The sequence below is a fragment of the Chroococcus sp. FPU101 genome, assembly GCF_017312365.1.
Classification (GTDB): domain Bacteria; phylum Cyanobacteriota; class Cyanobacteriia; order Cyanobacteriales; family Microcystaceae; genus Chroococcus.
This window is the reverse complement of record NZ_BLJI01000037.1, coordinates 1-22,482: the sequence shown is the minus strand read 5'-3', so window position 1 is coordinate 22,482 and position 22,482 is coordinate 1. Positions and strand designations below refer to the sequence as shown.

Sequence of the window (22,482 nt, the reverse complement as noted above, 5' to 3'; positions counted from 1 at the left end):
CCTGGGCTTGGTCAGGAGCTTTTTTAACGGTTTAATCGATGATTTCGCCAGTTTTTTTGAGCATCCGTACTTTTTTACCATCTTCGGTAAAGGTATAACAGATGCGGCTAGCGATTTTTTCTTTGTTGGAGTAAAGCATCACGTTAGAACTGTGAATTGGGGCTTCATAGGTAAGAATCTGCCCTGATTCACCTTCTTGACGTGGTTTCATGTGTTTGGTAATGATATTCACACCTTTAACGACCACTTTACTTTCTTGAGGAAGAGTTTTGAGGATTTCTCCAACCTTCCCTTTGTCACGTCCTGTAATCACCTGAACGGTGTCACCTTTTTTGACGTGCATTTTCTGGCGTTGGGGTTTGGCGTTTTTTGGGCTACTTTTGGTACTCATGATTTAGACCCTTGTATTAAATGACTTCGGGAGCCAAAGAAACAATTTTTGTATAGTTTTTGTCCCGTAATTCCCGCGCTACGGGGCCAAAAACACGGGTTCCTCTGGGGTTTCCATCATTGTTAATAATGACTGCCGCGTTATCGTCAAAGCGAATACTCATGCCGCTTTCACGTCTAACGGCTTGTTTGGTGCGGACAATGACCGCTTTTACAACATCAGACTTTTTAACGGGCATATTGGGAATTGCGTCTTTGACGACGGCGATGATTTCATCACCAATGCCACCATAAGTACAGTTACCAGTACTAAGAACTCGCAGACACATGAGCTTACGTGCTCCGCTATTGTCTGCCACATTGAGATAGGTTTGCTGTTGAATCACGGGTGATTTCCTCGCTGCTCGGATGCCTTATGTAGTTTCTGAATCAGGACGCGGATTGGGAAAAAGTTCAGGGGCTGTCTGGGCAGCTGGCGCGCCTAGCTTGTCAGCCCCGTCCAAATCGTGAGACGTCCGTTGAAGGTTAATGATTTCAGCGACGACCCAACGCTTGGTTTTACTCAATGGACGAGTTTCCGTAATGCGAACGCGATCGCCAGTTTTACACTGATTTTCTTCGTCGTGAGCTTTGTAATGCTTAGTTTTGACGATGATTTTTTGATATTTTGGGTGGGGAGAACGGTTTTCAATCGCAACAACGACGGTTTTATCCATTTTGTCGCTAATGACAACTCCCACTCTTTCTTTTACTGCCATATTATGTTATTTCTCCTGAGTGGTATGGTGCGTAGGAGCAATGCCAAGTTGACGTTCACGTTCTACGGTGAGGAGTTGGCCAAGTCGATGTTTAGTATGTTTAAATTCATGAACTTTTTCTAAACGTCGGGTGGCTTGCTGTAGCCTCAGTTGAAAGAGTTTTTTCTTGGTTTCGATAATTTCATCACTGATTTGCTCATCAGTGAGTTTTCTGACATCTTCGATTTTGGGTAGAGCCATGATTAGCTATATTCCTCCTCGCGTCTAATAAACTTAGTCTTAATCGGCAATTTTTGAGCCGCTAGACGCATGGCTTCGCGAGCCGTTTCTTCTGGAACCCCCGCAATTTCAAACATGATTCGCCCTGGTTTAACGACGGCTACCCAGTATTCGGGTGAACCTTTACCAGAACCCATACGGGTTTCTGCTGCACGCATGGTCACGGGTTTATCAGGAAAAATCCGAATCCAAATTTTCCCACCCCGACGAATATAACGAGTCATGGCGCGTCGGGCGGCTTCGATTTGGCGGGCTGTGATCCAACAGGGTTCAGTGGCTTGGAGGGCAAATTCTCCAAAGTTTAGGGTATTGCCACGATAAGCCATTCCGGTCAGTCGTCCGCGTTGTTGTTTGCGGAATTTTGTTCGTCTGGGACTTAACATAGTCAGTAATTAGTAATCAGTAATCAGTAATTAGTGAGCAGTTTTTAATTAACTTTCACTACTGGAGCGATCTTCAAATTGTTGCCGACGGCGTTGGCGTTTGGGTGTAGCCACGGGTGCGGGGGTGTTGGTTTCTTCTTGACCGGGGATAATTTCGCCTTTGAAAATCCAAACTTTAACGCCTAAAATTCCATAGGTGGTTTTAGCGGTTCGGTAAGAATAATCAATATCAGCCCGTAAGGTATGTAAAGGCACTCGTCCTTCCCTTACCCATTCGGTTCTAGCAATTTCAGCCCCGTTCAAACGACCACTAATTTGAACTTTAATACCTTTGACTTCGGCTCTTTGCGCCCGTTGAATGGCTTGGCGAACAACTCGACGGAAGGAAACCCGTTTTTCGAGTTGTTGAGCGATGTATTCAGCAATTAAGGTAGCATCAGCATCAACGCGAGCGACTTCAACGACGTTAATCCGAATTTGACGATCATTCCCTAACGCGGTTTGTAAGCCTTGTTTGAGTTGTTCAATACCTTGCCCACCGCGTCCAACGACAACACCTGGTCTAGCGGTATGAATGGCGAGGTCGATTTGATCGGCTTTTCGCTCAATGTGAACGTCGGCAATACCAGCGTTGCTAAGATTTTTATCGACATACAGTCGAATTCGGTGATCCTCTTGAAGTAGGTCGGGATAACGTTTAGGATCAGCGTACCAACAAGATTTGTGGTCTTTAATGATCCCTAGACGTAACCCTAATGGATGTATTTTTTGTCCCATTTTGATTTCAAATACGAGTGTAAATTAGTCTTCGGTTGTCGGAGCGACGGCCAAGGTAATATGGCAAGTCGGTTTACGAATTTGGTATGCTCGTCCTTGCGCTCTGGCGCGAAAGCGTTTTAAGCAAGGGCCGCCATCGGCAAAGGCTTTACTCACAACAAGGGTGGTGGGATCAAGTCCTGCGTTATGTTCGGCATTGGCTACGGCAGAGCGTAATGTTTTAAGAATGATGTCACAGGCTCGGTAGGGCATGAATTCGAGGATAATTAGGGCTTCTCGGTAGGAACGACCGCGAATTTGATCCAACACTCGCCGCACTTTATAAGGGGACATCCGAACATAACGAGCGATCGCCTTGACTTCATTGGTGGTATCTAGTGCCATTTTTTCAGTTACCAGTTATCAGTTATCAGTTATCAGTTTTTAGTGAGTTGCTCTTTTCACTATTAACTACTTACGCCCAGCTTTTTTATCGCTCTTGGCATGACCTCTAAAGGTGCGAGTGGGAGCAAATTCACCGAGTTTGTGTCCGACCATTTGTTCGGAAACATAAACGGGTACGTGCTGTTTGCCATTATGAACAGCGATCGTATGACCGACCATATCGGGAAGGATGGTAGATGCTCTAGACCAGGTTTTAATCACCTGTTTATCGCCTCTTGCGTTCAGCTTCTCGATTTTTTCTAGGAGATGGTGGGCAACAAATGGCCCTTTTTTTAGAGAACGACCCATAATTTATACAAAATGTCAAGAGAAAAAATATATTGTAAAGACGTGATATATTACGTCTCTACTTGGTGCGACGACGAACAATTAAAGAACTGCTGCGCTTTTTCTTGTTGCGGGTCTTCATCCCTAGTGCAGGTTTACCCCAAGGAGTACGAGGGCCTGGTCTTCCAATTGGCGCACGTCCTTCACCACCACCATGAGGGTGATCGACAGGGTTCATGACGCTTCCTCTAACATGAGGTCTTTTACCAATGTGGCGGGTTCGTCCTGCTTTACCAAGGGTTAAGTTACGATGGTCAGTGTTTCCGACTTTACCCAAGGTGGCGTAACATTCTTTACGAACCATTCGGACTTCTTTAGAAGGAAGTCTTAGCGTAACGTAGTTTCCTTCTTTAGCGACGACTTGGGCTGATGCACCTGCCGATCGCACCATTTGGCCACCTCTACCTGCTACGAGTTCAATGTTATGAACTTCGGTACCTAGGGGAACGAGTCCTAATGGCATGGCATTACCGATTTCAAAGGGTATATCTTTATCCCCTGCGATGACGGTGGTGCCGATTTTGATGTTAGCTGGCGCGAGAATATAGCGTTTTTCCCCATCTTGATAAAAAAGAAGGGCGATTCTGGCGTTACGGTTGGGATCGTATTCAATGGCAGCTACTTTTGCGGGAATGTCGCGCTTATCTCGGCGAAAATCGATTTCACGATATAAGCGTTTGTGTCCACCGCCGCGATGACGACTGGTAACGATCCCTCGGTTGTTGCGTCCAGTACGATTGTGTTTATATCCCGTGAGTGACTTTTCAGGCTTATCTTTTGTGATCTCCGCAAAATCGGCGACACTGGCCTGACGAGTTCCGGGGGTAATTGGTCTAAATGTACGAATACCCATGACTCTTTCTTAATTTTTTTCTTGTAAGTTTATAGTTCTGGGAAAAGAGCTTCATTGAGAGAGTCACCTACTTTTAAGGTTACGATCGCCCGTTTATATTGGGTTTTGTAACCGTTAAATTTGCCGACTCGTTTTTTCTGGCGCGGCAAATTCATTGTATTGACTTTAGTAACGGAGACATCAAATAAGCTTTCAATGGCTGCTTTGATTTCGAGTTTGGTTGCTTTTGGCGTTACGTCAAAGACGTATTTATTTTGTTCAAGCAACGTAGTCGCTTTTTCCGTTACGATTGGCCGCACAATTAAGTCGGCTAAATCTCTTTCGTTGGTTTTAACTACTAGACTTCTACCCACCGTAAACCTCCTGTATTTTCTCAAGTGCTTCGGAGGTGGCGATAATTTTGCTGGCTTGCATTACGTCATAGATATTGATACTATCAGCGCGCATCAGCTTCACATTGCAGATATTACGCGCACTCAAATAGACATTTTGCGGGATTTCTGGCAAAATAATTAGAACTTTGTCTTTTCCTTCGACACCCCAACGTGTTAAAGCGGCGGCGAGTTCTTTTGTTTTAGGTTGAGTCATTTGTTCGATAAAGTTTTCGACAATCACAAAATGCTCACCTTGATTGCCTAAAGCGGTTCTTAAGGCTAACTGCCGTTCTTTGCGGTTCATTTTCAGGCTGTAATCTCTGGGTTTAGGCCCAAAGGAGACACCACCACCCCGCCATAATGGAGAACGAATCGAACCAGCACGCGCCCGTCCTGTTCCTTTTTGTCGCCAAGGTTTGCGACCACCGCCTCGAACTTCAGCACGGGTTTTTGTTGATGCTGTGCCTTGACGCGCTTGGGCCAGATGTCGCACGATCGCACGGTGTACAATGTGAGCCGCGTTTTCGGGTTTGGCTACTTTTAACTCTAAGGAAGTATTGCCCACGTCTTCCCCTTGCCAGTTTTTAATCGTATATTCAGTCATGAGTGTTCTACTTCCCTACTTTTTTGGCTGGGGTGATATCTAATAGGGTACCCGGTTTACCTGGAACGGCTCCTTTAATCAGAATGACGTTCTGTTCTATGTCAACTTTGACGACGGTTAATTTACGGATGGTTACTTGCGTCCCTCCATATCTTCCCGCCATGCGTTTTCCTGGGTAAACACGACCAGGAGTTGTTCCTGCTCCTGTTGATCCTGGTAGGCGATGGTTTTTAGAACCGTGAGCCATTTGTCCACGCTTGAAGTTATGACGCTTTTGATAGCCAGCAAACCCTCTACCGATAGTTGTACCTGCTACATCAACAAAATCGCCCACATTAAAGAGATCTGCTTTAATGGCATCTCCGAGTTGATACTGGTTTGGATCATCTAAGCGATATTCTTTTAGATGACGCAACGGTGCAGCACCCGATTTTTTGAGATGACCGAGTTGAGGTTTATTGAGGGCTTTTTCTTTTGTTTCTCTGTAACCAACTTGGATGGAGTTATATCCATCTGTTTCTTTTGTTTTGACCTGGGTAATAATACATGGCCCTGCTTGGACTACAGTCACGGGGATTGCTATTCCGCTTTCTGAGTCGAAAATTTGGGTCATGCCCAGTTTTGTACCAAGGATACCGACAGCCACTGGTTTTCCCTTTTACTTACTAAACGACATAATGAAAATTGAGTAACACAACTAAATCAGTGAGAATAATTATCCCCACTTGTTTAACTTGCGTTCTCAGGCGTTTTACCTTTTTAATCTGTTAGGTAATAACAACGGGTGGCTTCCAGGATTTAAAATATAAGTTTATTTTGTTGGCCTGGTTACAATATAGATTGGCCTTAACGCTTACAAGACTTAAAGGATTAAACTTCAGTATCTCAAAAGCAGCCCATGATTTTTAGTCACGGTCGCCAAGTGAAGAAATCTTAACCTTATACCCTCAGAGGTCGGTTTATTTCACCAGAAAGGTTTCTAGTCATAAGACGACGTGAGTTATTAGCCCTGATTTTTACCAGATGTTAAGACTCTGCTTGACCACGATCAAACAGTATACAAGATTACGGATGATAAAATCAAGGGGTAAGCTAATTTTTTTTTGAAGGGAAGGTTTGCAGTGCTACTTAAAATTAAAAATAATGAATAAAAAATGATTTTTCAAGTGATTGTTAAGAAATAACTTTATTTTTTAATCTTTTAACAAAAAATGTTATAAATTGTAATTGACGATACAGTTAAAAAACTAATTTTTTCAGTGTATTCTCGATTACTATAAAAAATTAGAATCATTGAGATACGGATTGATTATATATGATTTCGCCTTCATTAGATTCGCCTCGAAGATCCATTTATTCTGTTGATATGCTTCAAGAAGAAGCGCGTCATCTAGTTGAGCAAGGATCGATTAGTCGTCAACAACCGATTTATATCCTTTGTCAGTATATACCTGCTCGTGAATGGGTCTGTGTCGAATCTGAGCTAGAAAAATGGGATTATTTACTTAGAGATTCGATTGGAGATTTAATTGGTAAAGAAAACTGGCGTGATGATTAAAGTTGGCGAAGAATTATTTAAACTTCATCTGGATTAATTCCCATTTCTTTTAGTTTAGCAGCCAAGCGATCTGCTCGTTGGCGTTCTTGCTTTGCCCGTTCGTCTCCTGTAAGTAATAGATTTCCTTGTTCATTCCACCAACGCAACCAAGGAAAGTTTTGGTTTTGATATTCTCCTTGCCAAATTCCGATTTCTACCCCTAATGGTGGGATAGGATAATGTCCCCGTTCATTCGGTTCCATCAGTTGATATTGTCCTTCTAATAGCGCATACATCTCAACGGATGCTTTTTTCACTTCATAGATGCCATAAAAGGGGACTCGAATTGCTTTTTCATAGACCCAAAATTTACCTTTATAGGGTGTAGGATCGCGTTCTTCTACTCCTGTTCCCGAAACAAATTCTAGAACAATTAAAGGGGATACAATTTCTTGCCACATGACATACGAACGACGTGGAATACCATTTAAAGTAGGCGGCACATCAGGAACATAAAACCAATCGGGTGCCTCTGCTCCTTTTTCAGGTGGTTCTGTAATTCGCCAATAAATGCCACTATCTTGTCCAATACAAAATTGTTTATCTAGATGAATGGTTTCTAAAATCTGCCAAATTGATTCGGTTAATAAAATACTTTGCGGGTGTTCTTGAAAGTTTTTCACAAAAGTTCCATCAGAGTCTGGAAGTTGAGTATGATCAAGAAGTGATTGAAAGATTTCGATTTGAGTGGTCATAGGACAATCAAAAATTTTGCTTTTGATTAATTATATATAGTCTATAAAATTATTTACTTTAAAAAAGTTATAGTTTTTTATAAAAATTTTAGATTTAGAAACTCTAGCACAATGTCAAAATCGGATCTAAACTGGTAAAAAACTAACCATTAGAGCAAAAAAACTTATTTTGAGTAAAAACTGTCAGAGCGTCATTTCTGGGACTGCGCCGACTCGATGGCAAAAAACGGGTTTAGAATGGGTTGCGCGTTTCAATGGCGGGCGTAATGTGGTTTTAGCTCTTGATTTAACCGAGAGTGTTGGTTTAAATGATGAAGGGCGCATTAGATTACGTCAAATTGTTGAGAAAAGTTTACAACCAGGTGACTCAGTTTATATTGTTCCTTTTGCTTCTAGTATTAATCCTCTAAAACCTCAAGAGAATCCTTTAACTAGCGAAAAATCGATTCTTTATAGAAATAAGAAAGAAGATACGGAACGAATTTTACAAATTATTCCTTTTCAATCAGATAAAAAATTACAAAATACAGATATTCAGCAAGCCGAATTATTTATTTATCGAGAATTAGCTAAACTCAATCAAACTCGTTTAAAAAATAATCAGCAAATTCAAGAGCAATCAGTAATTTGGTTAACGGATGCACCATTATTTACAAAAGAAGGAATATCATCCGATGTTTGGATCGAAACACCTGCAAATAGTCCTTTTAGAAATGCGAATTCTACAGAAAGTCAAGAAAGACAATGCTGGATTGATTGGGTAAAAGGATTACCAAGTCAAGAGCGATCGCAATCTATTCCAACTCAAAATAATCAGACCTATAATCTAACAGTAGTCGATCTTCCGCCTAGTGTTCAAGAATTTTGTACCCCAACACCAGGGGGAAAACAAACTTGTTTAGTGCCTTCATATTTATTTAATCAGCTTTGGCTTCCTATTTCTCTATTATTGGTGGTTAGTGGTCTTAGTTTATTTGGTTTAAATTATTTACGTTTATTACAAAAAAGATGGACAATAAAAGTTAGTTCACCTAAAGATGACGAAATTAAAACACTGTATTTGAAAAATAATCAAAAAATTACGATTGGTGAAATCGAAGGAATCAATACTATTTATAGTCCTAGTAATGAAATTAGAGGATATTTAAAACGTCAGGGAAATCACTTATATTTAGAGCCTGCTAAGAAGGCAGAACCGATATTTTATAAAGGTAGAGAACTCAAAAACAAAGAAAAAATTACAACTAATCGTATTCGCTTAAATTGCCCCGATAATAAGGGTAGAGATTTTGAAACAGAAATTAATATTATTAAATAAATATAGGTTAAACTAACTATGGTTACAGAATTTCAAGGTAAACCTAAAGAACGTCAATCACGTGTCATTAAAAGAACTATTTGTATTGGTTTAGGAGGAACGGGACGTGATGTATTGATGAGAATCAGACGGCTCATTATTGATAAATACGGTAGCTTAGATGAATTACCTGTCATTGGTTTTTTAGCGATTGATACAGATAAAGAGTCCCTGCAATCTACAGGTTTAAGAACAGGAAATACATATCAAGGTGAGGAAATTGTCTTTACTGATGCTGAAAGAGTGGCTGCAACAATGTCCTCTGTTGATGTTAATACATTTCGTCGAGAATTAGAAGATCAATATAAGTATAATCGTCCTGGCCCATGTCATCATATTGCGCGTTGGTTTCCACCACAATTAGTTAAAGATGTTAAAGCAATTGATCAAGGAGCGCAAGGAATTAGACCAGTAGGACGCTTAACATTTTTTCACAACTTTCGGAAAATTCAAAAAGCTATCGAAAGTGCGGAAAATCGGACAAGAGGACATGAATCAGTATTATTAAAAAAAGGTTTTAGTGTTGAACCTGGTTTAAATATTTTTGTGATTGGTTCTCTGTGTGGTGGCACAGGTAGCGGGATGTTTTTAGATGTTGCATATACCGTTAGAAGAATCTATAGCGAAAAAGAAACACAGTTTTTTGGTTATTTTGTAGTTTGTCCGCAACTATACGGTAATACACCGAATATGAGTGCGAATGTCTATGCAGCCTTAAAAGAATTAAATTATTATTCGACTCCTCGAACGACTTATGATACTTGTTTCGATCCTCAGAATTTAATTGAAATTCAAGAAAGTAGACCCCCTTTTGATTATACTTATCTTGTTTCTAATCAAACAGCAAAAGATTATAAAATTATTGATAAAAATAAATTAACTAATGTAATTGCTCACAAAATAACGCTAGATTTTTGTGGAGAACTTGCAGGAGCATTAAAAGAGCAGAGAGATAATCTAAGAGAAAAGATGATTCATACTGATGAACATCCCTTTAAGATGACACAACGCTTTTTAACTTTTGGTCTAGCTTCTATTTATTTTACTCGTGATATTATCGTTCAAGTTGCATTTAATCGTTTAGAATATAATTTGACTAAATTTTGGTTAAATGGTAAAGGTCAAAATCCTGAAGCACAAACTTTACTTAAACGCTTTCTAATTAATTGGACTACTGAGCAATCCAGTAAAGATTATTTTATTTTAAAACTCGATGAATTAACTCAAGATACTAATAAAAATTTTAGTCAAACGATAAAAACTGGAAAAGCTAATTTAGATAGAAGCATAGAAGAGTGTAAAACGCAAGATGAAATCGAAGGAGTAATACAACAATTACTAGGAAAATTAAGGGAACAATTTCGCACCGTTCAACCAGGAGAAACCGAAAGTAGTCGAGGAATTTGGTTAACATTTCTTCAAAAATCTAGAATAAATTTAACTGAGAAATTGAAAGGAGATATTGAACAATATTGGGAAAGTTTACTAAATCCTGGTAGTGCAGATTTTGGAGTTAATAATACAAGAGCTTGGTTAGAAGCATTTTTTACGGAGTTAAATGATGCTCAAAGACGTTTGGAGGAGCAAAAACAGGATTTAAGAGAAATGTATCGTGTAGAAGATCTAGAAAAAAAATGGCAGGATACTAAGCAGATACTTGATGATCTTCAACAACAAAAAAGTTTACCTTTCTTTGGTAGAAATAAAATTGGACAGATGCAAGCCGAAGCGAGAAATGGAGTACAGCAAATCCATCAACTGATTAAACATAATTTTGATGTTGCATTAGTTGAAGAAGCCATGAAAATCTGTAGCAATCTGCAACAACATATACAAAATTTGAGTAATCAGACGAATAATCTAAATATCCTCTTCCAAAATCTTAACCTTTTCTACGAAAAAAATGAATCTGATCTTAAACAAGTTAACTTTGATGAAATGAGTGGAGAGGCTATTCTGGCAGAAGAAGATATCGATAGTTGTTACAGCGATTTTGTGGCTGTTAATGATCCTTATGCTCAACTGGTTTCAGTTAGTTTAAAGATTATCGAACGTTTTGGAAAAAATCAAACACTTAGTCATTTAATTAAACCTTCTACAATAGAAGAACCACAGTTAAAACAAGTTATTAACAATACTGTTGAACGTCAGTTTATTTCTCGTGGTGAGCAAGTTCAATCAGTAATCAAGCGTTTTCTAGAACATTATCCAATATCAGAACGTTCTAAACGTCTAGAGCAGATTTTACAAGAATCAGAACCACTTTTACCCATTAATATTAGTGCTACTCGCTATTTTGATGATCCAGGGAAAACCATTAAAATTATTGGTTTTAAAGACAAAGATGAACCTGAAATCAGACAATTCAAAGAAATCTTACAAAAAGATATAGGAATTGCCAATAGTGTTTTAAAACCAATGCAAGCAGAAGATGAAATTATTATTGTTCATGAATATGGTGCTTTTCCATTAAGAATCGTTAGCGGTTTGGAACAAATGCGACAGCTATATGAAAGACAAATCAGACTAGCACAATCTTTTGTACATAATGATTACTCTGCTGAGTTTTTTGACATCCTTCCCCCAGATGCTAATCAAATTGAACAAATTGAACATACCTTTTTTCCTAGCATTGCTCTTGATATATTAAAATATAATCCACAAATTGATAAATTTGAATTGTATTATTACGATCAATTTCGTCGTACAGAAGAAGCTATTTTACTAAGTTCTGTATGGCGTGAAGCTGTCGAACAACTGGCTAAACGTCAAGATATTGCCAAAGCTTTGAGCGATCAACTTGAGCAATTTAAGGCAGAAATAAAAGCACAACCCAATCAATGGCATACTCATTATTTTCCTGAAAAAATTCTTAAATTTATTGATCGAGTTGATGGACTATCAAAAGAAGATATTAACTATCTTGATCAAAGTAAAGTCATCGGTGCAAAAGCAACTGATAAAGAATTAGCTAAAGAAGGAATTATTCAGCATTTCTGTTTTGAAATCCGAAATTTACTACCAGCTTTTGCTCCACAAGTGACCGCATCTATTAACAATACCAATAGTCAACCTATTTTAACGGGGGAAGTTGTAGAATCTGAACTAGAAGAAAATAGTCAGCAGAAAGTTTTACCTCAACAAAATTCAATGTCAGAACTTGAAAAATTGATTGATATGAAAGAGAAAGGCTATTTAACTGATGAAGAATTTAAAGCTGCTAAAAAACGTATTTTAGGAATTTAATTCAAAATTACTTAGAGGTTTTATTTATGTCTGATTGGTTGAAGATTATTCCGCCATATTTATTATTAATGACGGCGTTTCTTGTCATATTTCCGACACTAATATCTATTACAATGCGTTCTAAACTTTATGCTCATCAAAGAGACATTATCAATAAACTTAGAAGATTATTACGAGGAGAATCGTCTGGAATTAAACCAAAAATTGTTACTACTTTAGAGGAAAGATTTAGAATAGCAAGTTTTAATATAGAACAGGTTAACACAGATGCTTTAATTGATGGAACCTATATTCAAGAAAAGTTTGATTGTTTTGGCTTTTCCTTAAATTGTGAAAAGTGGGATTATTTTTGTAGAGTTCTACCTAATTTACTATTAGCTTTTGGATTATTAGGTACTTTTATTGGTATTACAATTAATTTACAAAATCTGAGCCAAACTATCAATCAAGCACAATTTAGTGATGTCAATCAACTAATTTCTCAAATTCAACAACCCTTACAAGGGATGGGGATTGCTTTTTTTACCAGTTTAATTGGCATTCTTTGTAGTTCAATTTTGACTTTAGTTAATATTCGTTGGAATACAAATTTATCAAAAAACTTATTAATGAGTTCACTTGCTGATTATTTAGATAATGTTTTACAACCAACTTTAGAAGGAAGTACCCGTCTAGACAAAGCAGTAAATCGTATGGTTGATCAACAAAATGAGTTTTTAACACGTTTTCATGAGAGAGTAGGGAATGTTTTAGAAACAACAATCGGAAAAGAAACTAGAAAAATGACTGATGCAAACGCACAAGCACAACAGTTAGTAATGACGATTTGTAATAGATTGATGGAAGTTTCTGGAACTTTATCACAAGGTGCAAATACTTTTAAAAGTTCTATCGGTTCAGTTAATCAAGAAGTAATTGCGTTAAGTGAAGTATTACCGAAAGTGAGAGATTATGCTAATGTCATTGGACAAAGTGCCGTCGTTTTTCAAGGTGCGTCACAAAAAATAGAAAATAGCAAGTTTTCCGAAAATTTAGAAAAAACAGTAATAGAATTAGCGAATACTCATCAAAATCTGACACAATTAACATTACAGTTTAAAAATGATGTTGATCGATTAGTAGATGGAAATTTAGAATCTAGTCAATTGGCAACGAAAGTTTATACAAAATTAGATATTTATTCAAGTCAGTTAAAAGAAGGTTCTACTGAATTCTTAAAAGCCTCGCAAACATTTAAAGAAAATGAGTTTGCAGAACAATTAACTAAAGCAACTAAAAAACTAGAAGGCATAGAAAGTTTATTTGAGCTTGCTGTATTGCAGTTAAATCAAGGTACTAAACCCTTAGAAAACACCACTAATTTATTACAAAAAACTATTCAACAGATCAACACAACAGAAACTGATTTTAAACAGTTAACAAATCAAATATCTAATTTGGTTACTATTACTGATAATCGGTTAAAGTATGAAGCAACAGGACAAGAGCAGTTAATAAAACTATTAAAAAAATTACTTGAATCAATCGGACATTTAGAAATTAATCTATCTAAAAACTTACAGAGTATAGAAAAACAGCTAACTCAACCCACTAATTTTGATGGATTAACAAAAAATAATAAAAATTATTAAATAATGAAAAGGCGAACTTATTCTAGAACTGATGCTGAGGAATTGAATGTCTTTCCTGCATTTACAGATTTAATGACGAATGCGTTTATGATTTTGAGCTTATTTTTACTGATGGCTCTGTTACAAGCGCAATTCTTAAATCAAAAGTTACAAGCAGCAGCACCCATTATTATTGATGAACAATCAGGAAATTTTAAGTTTAAATCAGGGAGCGCAGAATTAAATACTGATTTAAAAAAATATATAGCTAAAGAGATTATTCCGAGTATAAAACAGATTGCTAAAACCCATGATGTTGATTTTATACAGGTGATTGGTCATACGGATGGTCAAGAGATCGGGAGTGTAGGAAACTTAGATAAAATGCTCGAAAAAGTGGCTAATCGTGAAGCATCTGTAACAAGCCTAAAAGCGGGTTCTAATGCTGATTTAGGATTAATGCGAGCCTTAGCCGTTATTCAAGAAATTAAAAACACCAATCAATTCAATAATCTAGACTTTAGGGCATATTCTGCGGCTCAACTCTATTTACCTTCAGGGGAACTTGCTTCATTAGATCGCAAAAATAACGAAGATAGAAGACGAATCGAAATTCGTTTTATTCCCCCAGGAAAACAACAAAATTAGGAAATTAAGCAACCTGACTGAGAAACTGATCTAGATCTTCAATAAGACGCATTAATTCGGCTTCTGTGGTCAAACGAAGACGATCGTCTCTTACCGTTAACAACACTTTAGCAGCAAAGGGACTGGGGTAGATATTGGGGTTACAGAAGACTTCGAGAAAAATATCACCTGTGTAGCGATATTCCATCGGTTTTTGAGGTTTGGGTTTACCTCCACTCGATGTGTTAGATGCGATCGCTTTTAAACTCTGCATCAGTTGATTGATGTGTTGCTTAAGATCTTGTGCTGCTTCTGATGAAAAACTGAAAGAAACAGAACCTTGAACAAGATTGAGGGTTAGTTGCGCCATAGCTAATCAGTCAGTTAATGAAAATCTTTTTTTTTCTACAACTGATGAATCTACCAAACAATTATACCTCTAGTAATTCTTTGTTACAAAATATCTCAATAAACCACACCATTTCTTTACACAAAAGATAGCTAAAGTCAATAGCTGATAAGGATTAGAATGTTTTTCTTTACAAAATTAATAGAATAAAGATAAGCAAATTTTTGTGGTAAGCATTGTGATACGCGACAATCGTTCTGAAGTTCAAAAAGTCTTGCTATTAACTCTTTTTTTAAACCTTTTCGTGATGGCTTTAAAAGGATGGGTTGGCTTAAAAATTGGTTCTTTGAGTTTACAAGCAGATGCCCTTCATAGCGTTACAGATAGTGCGAATAACGTCTTAGGGCTAGTCGCAAACCGTTTTTCCTCACCTCATCCTGATCGAGAACATCCCTACGGACATCAAAAATATGAAGGTTTGGGGGCGTTGGGGATTGCTGCTTTTTTAGGAATCGCTTGTTTTGAAATCGTTAGTAGCGCGGTTGATCGCCTTATTCACAGTGGAGAAACGGTTAGAGTCGGTAAAACTGAGTTATGGATACTCTTGCTGGTATTGGGCGTTAATATTTTTGTGGCGTTTTATGAAAGACGAGTGGGAAAACGAATCGGTAGCCCCATTTTAATCGCTGATGCTTACCATACCATGAGTGATATTTGGGTAACGATCGCCGTTTTAGCAGGATTAATCGGTATTTGGATTGGACAAACTTGGAATTTTCCCCAATTACAATCATTAGATGTCTTATTCGCTTTTCCCGTCGCTTTAATGGTATTTTCTAGTGGTTGGACAGTTCTCAAAGAAAATATCCCTTGGTTAGTCGATGAAATTGCCATCCCACCCGAAGAAATACATCAAATTGTGATGTCAGTTCCACGTGTGGTTAACTGTCATGATATTGCTTCACGGGGAATTGTCGGACGACAGGTGTTTATCGAGATGCACTTAATTGTCAATGCAGATGACGTGATGACTGCACATCAAATTACTGAAGAAATCGAAAAGCGACTAGAAGAGAAATATAGTCCCGTACGAGTTGTGATTCATGTTGAACCTTTGAGTTATGAATCATCCGAAATGTTTCGTCATGAATAGACTTTGCGATCATATAATCTAAAGAAATGTAACAAATAGCCTATATGAATTGGTTTCTAACAACATTAATCGCAGGGATAACCAGTTTTATCGCCACTAATATTGATGATATTTTGTTATTAATGCTGTTTTTTTCCAAAAATCAGGCTAAATTCGGAACGCGACAAATAGTAATCGGACAGTATTTGGGATTTACGATATTAATTCTTTTCAGTTTACCAGGATTATTTGGCGGTTTATTAGTTCCTGAAGCTTGGATTGGTTTACTCGGTTTAGTCCCTATTTATATTGGAATAAAATCTTTATTCAAAAAAGAAGACGAAAATGACGAAATACAATTGATATCGTCAGAAACCGCTTCATCACCCAAACTATTATCCAGAATTTTAAGTAAAGAAACGTATAGTGTTGCAGCCGTAACCGTAGCTAATGGCGGTGACAATATTGGAATTTATGTCCCTTTGTTTGCCAGTGGTACTTTAGTTCAGTTTTGGGTGTTAGTCGGAATTTTTTATGTAATGTTGGGAATTTGGTGTTATACTGCTTTTTTGCTAACTAGACACCCCGTACTTGCTCGATTTCTCACTCATTATGGTGAAAAAATTACTCCTTGGGTATTGCTCGCATTAGGAATATTTATTATAATCGAGAACAAATCGTATCTATTATTCACTAATTTTTAGACAAGAAATAAGAGCCACAATCTTAATCATTGTGCCTCTTTATTCAAACAAGTATTACAACTATTAATAGTAAACGATAAGAGTTTACTTAGCGTTTACTCTCTCGTAAGAATGACGAATAATTGAGTGAAAACGCTCCCAAGTGCCAGGGTTTCTTTCTTCCCACATCCGATGTGCTTCTGCTTCTACATCACTCCAATTTCGTCCAGGGTAGTGTTCAGCTAGTTGATAACCATAGCGGAAAGCAGGATTGTATTGATCATATGACATTCCACCACCACTCAGTTCACGATCATAGTAGCTACGGAAGTCAGTATCATAGTCAGTATATTGACGATTAGTAGAAGGATTTTGAGAAGAGATTTCCTCAACTTGGACATCGCTGCGGCGCACTGTATCTCTAATTGTTTCTACTCGATCTGCAACATCTTTACTAATTACAACTTCTTCAACAACACGTACTGTTTTAGCTACAATCGCTTCTTCATCAACTTCAGTCATTTCAAAAGAACGTTCTTGGAATGCTGTATTGAGTTCATCACCTCTTAACTCACGGTTAACAGGCCGTCTTTCAACATTAATTGTCTCATCGCGTAATCCAATATTTTCTTCTACAGCACGTTCTGTAATCCGATTGTAGATTCGTACACGACCTCTTTCAACCTCGCGCTTACCAACCGCTAAAGATTCTTCAACCACTTGTAGGACTTGATCATTGTTACCTGGTGCAACTCTTGAAGTTTCGTTAACTCCTGTTATTACTTGATCTTGCTCGTTGTAGTTGCGTAATTGAACATTACTACCTTGCGCTCTGAGGGTTTCAGCGTGTGTATCTACATCAATCATGCCATGACTAATTAAGATTTCAGCAACCCGTTGCGCTTTGTTTTCAGATGTATCAACTGTGACTAATGTGCCACCTTTGTCAACACTTTCGAGATAAAAGTCTATATCAGGGTCATCGACACTGCTTTTGAGTTGATTTAGTTCACTTGTATTAGTACGGCGGAGAACTTCGATATCTCTTGGGTTGATCCCCTCTTGTAGCAGATCTTCATAAACCGCTTTGACTGCTTCGTGGTTATCAAATAAACCAAAAATCGTTTGCATAGAGTTTTGCTCCTTTTTAAATCAGATAATTTTTTCAAGACAACACTTCCCACGTGATTCGCAGGTAGTACATTTAGGGAATAAAACTGTTTAAAGTTTTGAAAAAGTCGCTAGTTTAACTGCTCGGTTGATCAGTTGCTTCAGACTGAAATCTTTCGACTTCGACTGACTGCGATCGCAAAACAATCTGTTGTGGTTTTCTCACCATTGCCTTACGCTTCGTCAGATGAACTTCTTCCCTGAGCAAAACTTTTTTTTCAATCACTAGGACTTCTTCGATAATTGGAATTACCATTACGCCGTTTTCTTCACGGACTTGTGGTAAATCTCCATCAATCAACTGATTCACCGGAATGCGATCAACGGATACCCATTCGTGTAATAAAGGCTCATCGACAAGTTCCTCATGAGAATTAACTCGTGTGGTGACGCGAACCACCCCTTTGGTAACTTCCTGTTTACTAACCTGTAACTCTTCTTTGATCACAGGGACAATAATCTGCTGATGATTGTCGAGAGAAGCTAACTCACTATTGGTTAGCATCGTTTGATCAAGAGGAATTAAATAGGTGCCATCACTTTGTTTAATGAGTGCATCCTCAGCTATAGTTATTCCAGTTCCGTCATCAAAGGATAAAACCAGTTGATCGGGATAACCCGTGCGGGAAATGCGTTGGGTTACGGTTGCCAGTTGTCCATCATTTCGTACAATTTGCACGATCGAAAACCTTTAATGAACAATTGCATCGTAACACACAGATTTTTTAAATTTCTAATACCATTAGATAGATTAAAAGAGCTTAAAAGATGAGCCAAATCATAAGTATCTTAAGTTATACAAGGATTATAAAGCTTATCTAGTCAAAGTTTTAGCAAAATAATAATAAAGATGAGCTACTACTATTTAGGGTTTAAAAATCTTTTGATAGATCAATAAAATACATCTCAAGTCAGATCAAGAGCTTAACAATTAAAAACATTTTCAATAAACTTGTTATGCAGTATACATCACTGCATATTTTAAAATAATAATTGTTTAAATTTAGTTAATTTTTAAGTCTAATATTTGACAAATATAACGTTTTAAGCCTTATCACTTATCACCCTTTGCAGTCATCAGTCATCAGTTAGCAGTAATCAGTATGAAAGTTGATTTGACTATTTTACTGTTTACTAATTACTGTTTACTGACTACTGTCCTTAGCGTCTACCACCATTGGGCGGTAAAGCTTGACCTTCAGCCGCAAGTCTAAAGGGTTCAACATCATCACTAAAGTCAATCGGTAAAACCGCGATCACATTTTCATGAGGACGAGGAATAATCACCCAAGTTTCAACGGTTGCGCCTTCGGTTTTATTAACTGCTTCAATCCCTGCCGCCATAGCTGTTTTGACTTCTTGAACATCGCCACGAATATTAAGCGTAAAACGTGCGCTACCTGCTCTAAGATAACCTACAATAGTAATCCGTCCTGCTTTTACCATTGCGTCTGCTGCTGCTAAAATCCCTGGAAACCCTTTTGTCTCAATGGAACCGACGGCTTGTGCTGGCATATCTCAAACTCCTAGTTTCTTTTCTTTAGGGATAAACAATAAAATTTGCGTTCATAGAATCTTCCCAGTCATTAACTATAGTTCAAATTGAACCAAATCGCTATAGACTAAGTGCGAAAACGTTCTACCTTAGCGTTGTATGCGATCGGTAAAACTGCTAAAACATTTTCGGGTGGGTTGGGTACAATATAATGACTCACAACATTTCCTCCGTAACAACTTTCGGCTGCTTTAATTCCTACTGCTACTGCGAGTGTAACTTCAGAAACTGGCCCGCGAATTGCTACGACAAACTCCGATCGTTCAGCCAGATCAAAGTATACTAAAGTAACTCGTCCACCCTTTACCATTGCATCAGCCGCCGCTAAAACAGGGGGAAAGCCTAGCGTTTGAATGACACCGACTGCTTGGGGCATGGCTTATCGTCTCCTCGTTTAGAGTCTCATAATGAAAGCAGCAACGCTTCATTATAGCTTATGTTAGAGTGGTTTCATTAAATAGACTTGTAAAGTAGCTCATGTCAAAACTGGATATTCCTCAACTCATCGCCTCTGAATTATCCATTTCAACCCCAAGAGTCCAAAATGTTTTAGATTTATTAACAGAAGGTGCAACGATTCCTTTTATTGCTCGATACCGTAAAGAAAAAACTGGCTCATTAGATGAAGTTCAATTGAGATTAATTGTCGAACGAGCTACTTATTTAACAGAATTAGAACAACGTAAAGAGACTATTTTAGAATCGATTGCCACTCAAAATAAACTGAGTAGGGAACTTAAAACCCAAATTGAATCTTGCTTACTTAAAACCGAATTAGAGGATTTATATTTACCCTACAAACCTAAACGACGCACAAAGGCGACAATTGCGAGAGAAAAAGGTTTAGAATCTTTAGCCAATTTAATTAAATCACTCAATACTCCTCAAGCTAAACATTTAGATCTAGAACAAGAAGCTAAACAATATATTTCTGAAAAAAACGGAATTAAAACAACCACAGAAGCCTTAGAAGGAGCATCTGATATCTTAGCTGAAGAAATTGCTGATAAAGCTAATTTAAGAGCCTATTTACGAGACTATCTGATGACAGATGGTGTTTTTACGGCTCGAATTAAAGCTGAACATCTCGAAGGAACTACTAAATATGAAATGTATCGGAACTTTCAGATTTCACTCAAAAAAGCAGCACCGCATCATATTTTAGCTCTTTTTCGTGGGGAAACAGAAAATATTTTATCTGTAGATATTGATTTTGATGAGTCAAGGGTTATGACTTATTTAACCTCCCAAGAAATTAAAACCAGAACGCCACAAATTAAAGAATTTTATCTACAACTACTCAAAGATTCTTTTAATCGTTTGATGAAGCCGTCGCTAATTCGTGAAATTCGTCTCCTAAAAAAACAATGGGCGGATCTAGAATCAATTACAACGTTTGAAGAAAATTTAAGAAATCTATTATTAGCTTCACCTGCTGGCATGAAACCGACATTAGCGGTAGATCCAGGGTTTAGAACAGGTTGTAAAGTCGCTATTTTATCGGAAACAGGACAATTTTTAGAATATCAAACGATTTATCCTTTTGGCAGTGAAAAACAACTACAAGAAGCCAAAGAAGTCATTAAAAAATTAATTCAAAAACATCAAATCAAATTAATCGCTATTGGCAACGGTACTGCATCTCGTGAAACCGATCAATTTATCTCAGAAATCATTAAAAATTTAGAGCAAAAACCGATAAAAGTAATAGTCAATGAATCAGGGGCATCTATCTATTCTGCTTCTGATGTTGCTAGAGAAGAATTTCCTGAACTTGATGTCACAATTAGAGGTGCAATTAGTATCGGTAGACGTTTACAAGATCCATTAGCCGAATTAGTTAAGATTGAGCCAAAATCAATCGGTGTCGGACAATATCAGCATGATGTTGACCAAAAATTACTTAAGAAAAAATTAGATGAAACCGTCGAAAGTTGTGTTAATTATGTTGGTGTAGATTTGAATACAGCATCAAAAGAATTATTAACATTTGTATCTGGAATTAATGCAACTGTAGCAAATAATATTGTGATTTATCGGAATCAAATCGGAAAATTTAAGAATCGAAAAGAATTATTAAAAGTCCCTAAACTTGGTGCCAAAGCATTTGAACAAGCAGCAGGTTTTTTAAGAATACGAGAGGGTGAAAATCCATTAGATAATACCGCAGTACATCCCGAAAGTTATAAAACGGTAGAAGCGATCGCATCTTTTTTAAAAATACCTATTTCTAAAATTAGTCAACAACATCAACAACTTAAATCATTAGATTTAAAAAAATTTGTTACGGATACGATAGGTTTACCCACCTTAAAAGATGTCATTCAAGAATTAGAAAAACCAGGACGCGATCCAAGAGAAGAATTTAGGTATGCAACTTTTGAAGCAGAAATCAAGGAAATTTCCGATCTTAAGGAAGGATTAATTTTAGAAGGTGTCGTAACCAATGTAGTCAATTTCGGTGCATTTGTGGATGTTGGTGTACATCAAGATGGTTTAGTACATATTTCCCAACTTGCTAATCAATTTGTATCAGATCCCAAACAAATCGTTAAAGTTGGTCAAGTCGTTAAAGTAAAAGTAATTGAAGTTAATGAAAAACTAAAAAGAATTAGCTTATCGATGAAAGATGTCTAGATGAAGATACAACTTATTAAACAGCTAGACCCAGGTAAAAGAGGACTGGTTAGTGTATCACTCGGATATAAAGTCATAACTAATGTTAACGCTGCATTATCTCGACGATAAACTTCTATTTGTTGTTTTTGTCGATCAACAATCCAATATTCATGAACCCCTTTGGCAGAATATAACTTAAGCTTTAGCTGTTTATCTCGTCTTTCTTGATCTTTATCTGGTGATAATACTTCTACTACTAATTCTGGTGCACCCGTTAAATGTCCTGCATCATCAATAACTTGCTCTAAACGTTCTGAACTTACCCAAATTAAATCAGGTATTACATTATCTGCATCTGTAAAAATGATACTAGGAGCAAAAATTACAACACCATTACCTGTTTGATCTGACCAATTTTCTAACTGAGTCGCCATTTTGACGCAAGTTGTTTGATGTAGGACATGGGGCGATCGAGTCACAAAAGTTCTCCATTGATGATTTCATAACGAGAGCCATCATCGGGTAATAATTCAAGATCCGCCGTTGTCCAACGCATCGATTGATTGATCTCTACAGACATAATCGATCACTCAGCTACTTGGTATTAATATTTTAATTATTTTCGCTAATTTAATAGACTTCTTGCAAAAGTC

Annotated in this window: 26 protein-coding genes and 1 pseudogene; 8 read left to right on the top strand and 19 right to left on the bottom strand. The window is 37.4% G+C overall.

The window, feature by feature from the left end; all coding sequences use genetic code 11:
- Window positions 1-31: 31 nt before the first annotated feature.
- From rplX to rplC, 12 genes and pseudogenes are all read right to left on the bottom strand, one after another.
- On the bottom strand, window positions 32-391 hold the full coding sequence (gene rplX, locus CFPU101_RS21240) for a 50S ribosomal protein L24 (protein ID WP_242578148.1): 360 nt from the start codon (window positions 389-391) through the stop codon (window positions 32-34).
- A 16-nt stretch (window positions 392-407) separates the two neighbouring features.
- Complete coding sequence (gene rplN, locus CFPU101_RS21235; protein WP_206817356.1) at window positions 408-776, bottom strand: 50S ribosomal protein L14; 369 nt, start codon at window positions 774-776, stop codon at window positions 408-410.
- Window positions 777-917: 141 nt separating this feature from the next.
- Window positions 918-1,148, bottom strand: a pseudogene (gene rpsQ, locus CFPU101_RS21230) (30S ribosomal protein S17); the annotation flags it as partial.
- Between the two features lie 6 nt (window positions 1,149-1,154).
- On the bottom strand, window positions 1,155-1,388 hold the full coding sequence (gene rpmC / locus CFPU101_RS21225; RefSeq protein WP_206817354.1) for a 50S ribosomal protein L29: 234 nt from the start codon (window positions 1,386-1,388) through the stop codon (window positions 1,155-1,157).
- 2 nt (window positions 1,389-1,390) lie between these two features.
- Complete coding sequence (rplP, locus tag CFPU101_RS21220; RefSeq protein ID WP_206817353.1) at window positions 1,391-1,810, bottom strand: 50S ribosomal protein L16; 420 nt, start codon at window positions 1,808-1,810, stop codon at window positions 1,391-1,393.
- A 48-nt stretch (window positions 1,811-1,858) separates the two neighbouring features.
- A complete protein-coding gene (gene rpsC / locus CFPU101_RS21215; RefSeq protein WP_206817352.1) occupies window positions 1,859-2,587 on the bottom strand; it encodes a 30S ribosomal protein S3 in 729 nt (242 codons plus the stop codon).
- Between the two features lie 24 nt (window positions 2,588-2,611).
- Complete coding sequence (rplV, locus tag CFPU101_RS21210; RefSeq protein WP_206817351.1) at window positions 2,612-2,971, bottom strand: 50S ribosomal protein L22; 360 nt, start codon at window positions 2,969-2,971, stop codon at window positions 2,612-2,614.
- Between the two features lie 66 nt (window positions 2,972-3,037).
- Entirely contained in the window at window positions 3,038-3,319 is a 282-nt protein-coding gene (gene rpsS, locus CFPU101_RS21205; RefSeq protein WP_106455008.1) for a 30S ribosomal protein S19, read from the bottom strand.
- Between the two features lie 58 nt (window positions 3,320-3,377).
- Window positions 3,378-4,211, bottom strand: coding sequence for a 50S ribosomal protein L2 (rplB, locus tag CFPU101_RS21200; RefSeq protein WP_206817350.1), 834 nt, complete (start codon window positions 4,209-4,211; stop codon window positions 3,378-3,380).
- A gap of 29 nt (window positions 4,212-4,240) precedes the next feature.
- Window positions 4,241-4,564, bottom strand: coding sequence for a 50S ribosomal protein L23 (locus tag CFPU101_RS21195; protein ID WP_206817349.1), 324 nt, complete (start codon window positions 4,562-4,564; stop codon window positions 4,241-4,243).
- Complete coding sequence (rplD, locus tag CFPU101_RS21190; protein ID WP_206817347.1) at window positions 4,557-5,189, bottom strand: 50S ribosomal protein L4; 633 nt, start codon at window positions 5,187-5,189, stop codon at window positions 4,557-4,559. Before rplD ends, CFPU101_RS21195 begins: the two co-directional genes overlap by 8 nt.
- Before the next feature lie 7 nt (window positions 5,190-5,196).
- Window positions 5,197-5,835, bottom strand: a complete 639-nt coding sequence (gene rplC / locus CFPU101_RS21185; protein ID WP_206817345.1) for a 50S ribosomal protein L3 — start codon at window positions 5,833-5,835, stop codon at window positions 5,197-5,199.
- Between the two features lie 669 nt (window positions 5,836-6,504).
- Here rplC and CFPU101_RS21180 point away from each other — a divergent pair.
- Complete coding sequence (locus CFPU101_RS21180; protein ID WP_206817343.1) at window positions 6,505-6,747, top strand: DUF4327 family protein; 243 nt, start codon at window positions 6,505-6,507, stop codon at window positions 6,745-6,747.
- 17 nt (window positions 6,748-6,764) lie between these two features.
- Here the strand turns inward: CFPU101_RS21180 and CFPU101_RS21175 are convergent, their stop codons facing one another.
- Entirely contained in the window at window positions 6,765-7,481 is a 717-nt protein-coding gene (locus CFPU101_RS21175) for a Uma2 family endonuclease (protein ID WP_206817341.1), read from the bottom strand.
- 169 nt (window positions 7,482-7,650) lie between these two features.
- On the opposite strand from CFPU101_RS21175, the gene CFPU101_RS21170 reads away from it, so the two are divergent.
- From CFPU101_RS21170 to CFPU101_RS21155, 4 genes are read left to right on the top strand one after another with little or no spacing between them, the layout of a single operon-like run.
- Entirely contained in the window at window positions 7,651-8,799 is a 1,149-nt protein-coding gene (locus CFPU101_RS21170) for a vWA domain-containing protein (RefSeq protein WP_206817339.1), read from the top strand.
- Between the two features lie 18 nt (window positions 8,800-8,817).
- On the top strand, window positions 8,818-12,084 hold the full coding sequence (locus CFPU101_RS21165; protein ID WP_206817337.1) for a tubulin-like doman-containing protein: 3,267 nt from the start codon (window positions 8,818-8,820) through the stop codon (window positions 12,082-12,084).
- A gap of 26 nt (window positions 12,085-12,110) precedes the next feature.
- Complete coding sequence (locus tag CFPU101_RS21160) at window positions 12,111-13,715, top strand: methyl-accepting chemotaxis protein (protein ID WP_206817335.1); 1,605 nt, start codon at window positions 12,111-12,113, stop codon at window positions 13,713-13,715.
- 3 nt (window positions 13,716-13,718) lie between these two features.
- Window positions 13,719-14,342: a hypothetical protein gene (locus CFPU101_RS21155; RefSeq protein ID WP_206817333.1), complete on the top strand. Its 624-nt coding sequence runs from the start codon at window positions 13,719-13,721 to the stop codon at window positions 14,340-14,342.
- A 4-nt stretch (window positions 14,343-14,346) separates the two neighbouring features.
- Here the strand turns inward: CFPU101_RS21155 and CFPU101_RS21150 are convergent, their stop codons facing one another.
- Complete coding sequence (locus CFPU101_RS21150) at window positions 14,347-14,691, bottom strand: hypothetical protein (protein WP_206817332.1); 345 nt, start codon at window positions 14,689-14,691, stop codon at window positions 14,347-14,349.
- A gap of 217 nt (window positions 14,692-14,908) precedes the next feature.
- On the opposite strand from CFPU101_RS21150, the gene CFPU101_RS21145 reads away from it, so the two are divergent.
- The gene (locus CFPU101_RS21145; RefSeq protein ID WP_206817398.1) at window positions 14,909-15,823 is read left to right on the top strand and encodes a cation diffusion facilitator family transporter; all 915 of its coding nucleotides are present in this window, start codon (window positions 14,909-14,911) and stop codon (window positions 15,821-15,823) included.
- Between the two features lie 44 nt (window positions 15,824-15,867).
- Window positions 15,868-16,506: a cadmium resistance transporter gene (locus CFPU101_RS21140; protein WP_206817330.1), complete on the top strand. Its 639-nt coding sequence runs from the start codon at window positions 15,868-15,870 to the stop codon at window positions 16,504-16,506.
- An 84-nt stretch (window positions 16,507-16,590) separates the two neighbouring features.
- Here the strand turns inward: CFPU101_RS21140 and CFPU101_RS21135 are convergent, their stop codons facing one another.
- From CFPU101_RS21135 to CFPU101_RS21120, 4 genes are all read right to left on the bottom strand, one after another.
- Window positions 16,591-17,616: a YsnF/AvaK domain-containing protein gene (locus tag CFPU101_RS21135; RefSeq protein WP_206817328.1), complete on the bottom strand. Its 1,026-nt coding sequence runs from the start codon at window positions 17,614-17,616 to the stop codon at window positions 16,591-16,593.
- A gap of 115 nt (window positions 17,617-17,731) precedes the next feature.
- Window positions 17,732-18,334, bottom strand: coding sequence for a YsnF/AvaK domain-containing protein (locus tag CFPU101_RS21130; RefSeq protein ID WP_206817326.1), 603 nt, complete (start codon window positions 18,332-18,334; stop codon window positions 17,732-17,734).
- Between the two features lie 482 nt (window positions 18,335-18,816).
- Complete coding sequence (locus CFPU101_RS21125; RefSeq protein ID WP_206817324.1) at window positions 18,817-19,170, bottom strand: carbon dioxide-concentrating mechanism protein CcmK; 354 nt, start codon at window positions 19,168-19,170, stop codon at window positions 18,817-18,819.
- A 107-nt stretch (window positions 19,171-19,277) separates the two neighbouring features.
- Window positions 19,278-19,586, bottom strand: a complete 309-nt coding sequence (locus CFPU101_RS21120) for a carbon dioxide-concentrating mechanism protein CcmK (RefSeq protein WP_206817322.1) — start codon at window positions 19,584-19,586, stop codon at window positions 19,278-19,280.
- Window positions 19,587-19,687: 101 nt separating this feature from the next.
- Between CFPU101_RS21120 and CFPU101_RS21115 the strand changes: the two genes are divergently transcribed.
- A complete protein-coding gene (locus CFPU101_RS21115) occupies window positions 19,688-21,847 on the top strand; it encodes a Tex family protein (protein ID WP_277988787.1) in 2,160 nt (719 codons plus the stop codon).
- Here the strand turns inward: CFPU101_RS21115 and CFPU101_RS21110 are convergent.
- Entirely contained in the window at window positions 21,844-22,308 is a 465-nt protein-coding gene (locus CFPU101_RS21110; RefSeq protein ID WP_307730468.1) for a Uma2 family endonuclease, read from the bottom strand. The two genes, CFPU101_RS21115 and CFPU101_RS21110, sit on opposite strands and share 4 nt — an antisense overlap.
- Between the last annotated feature and the right edge of the window lie 174 nt (window positions 22,309-22,482).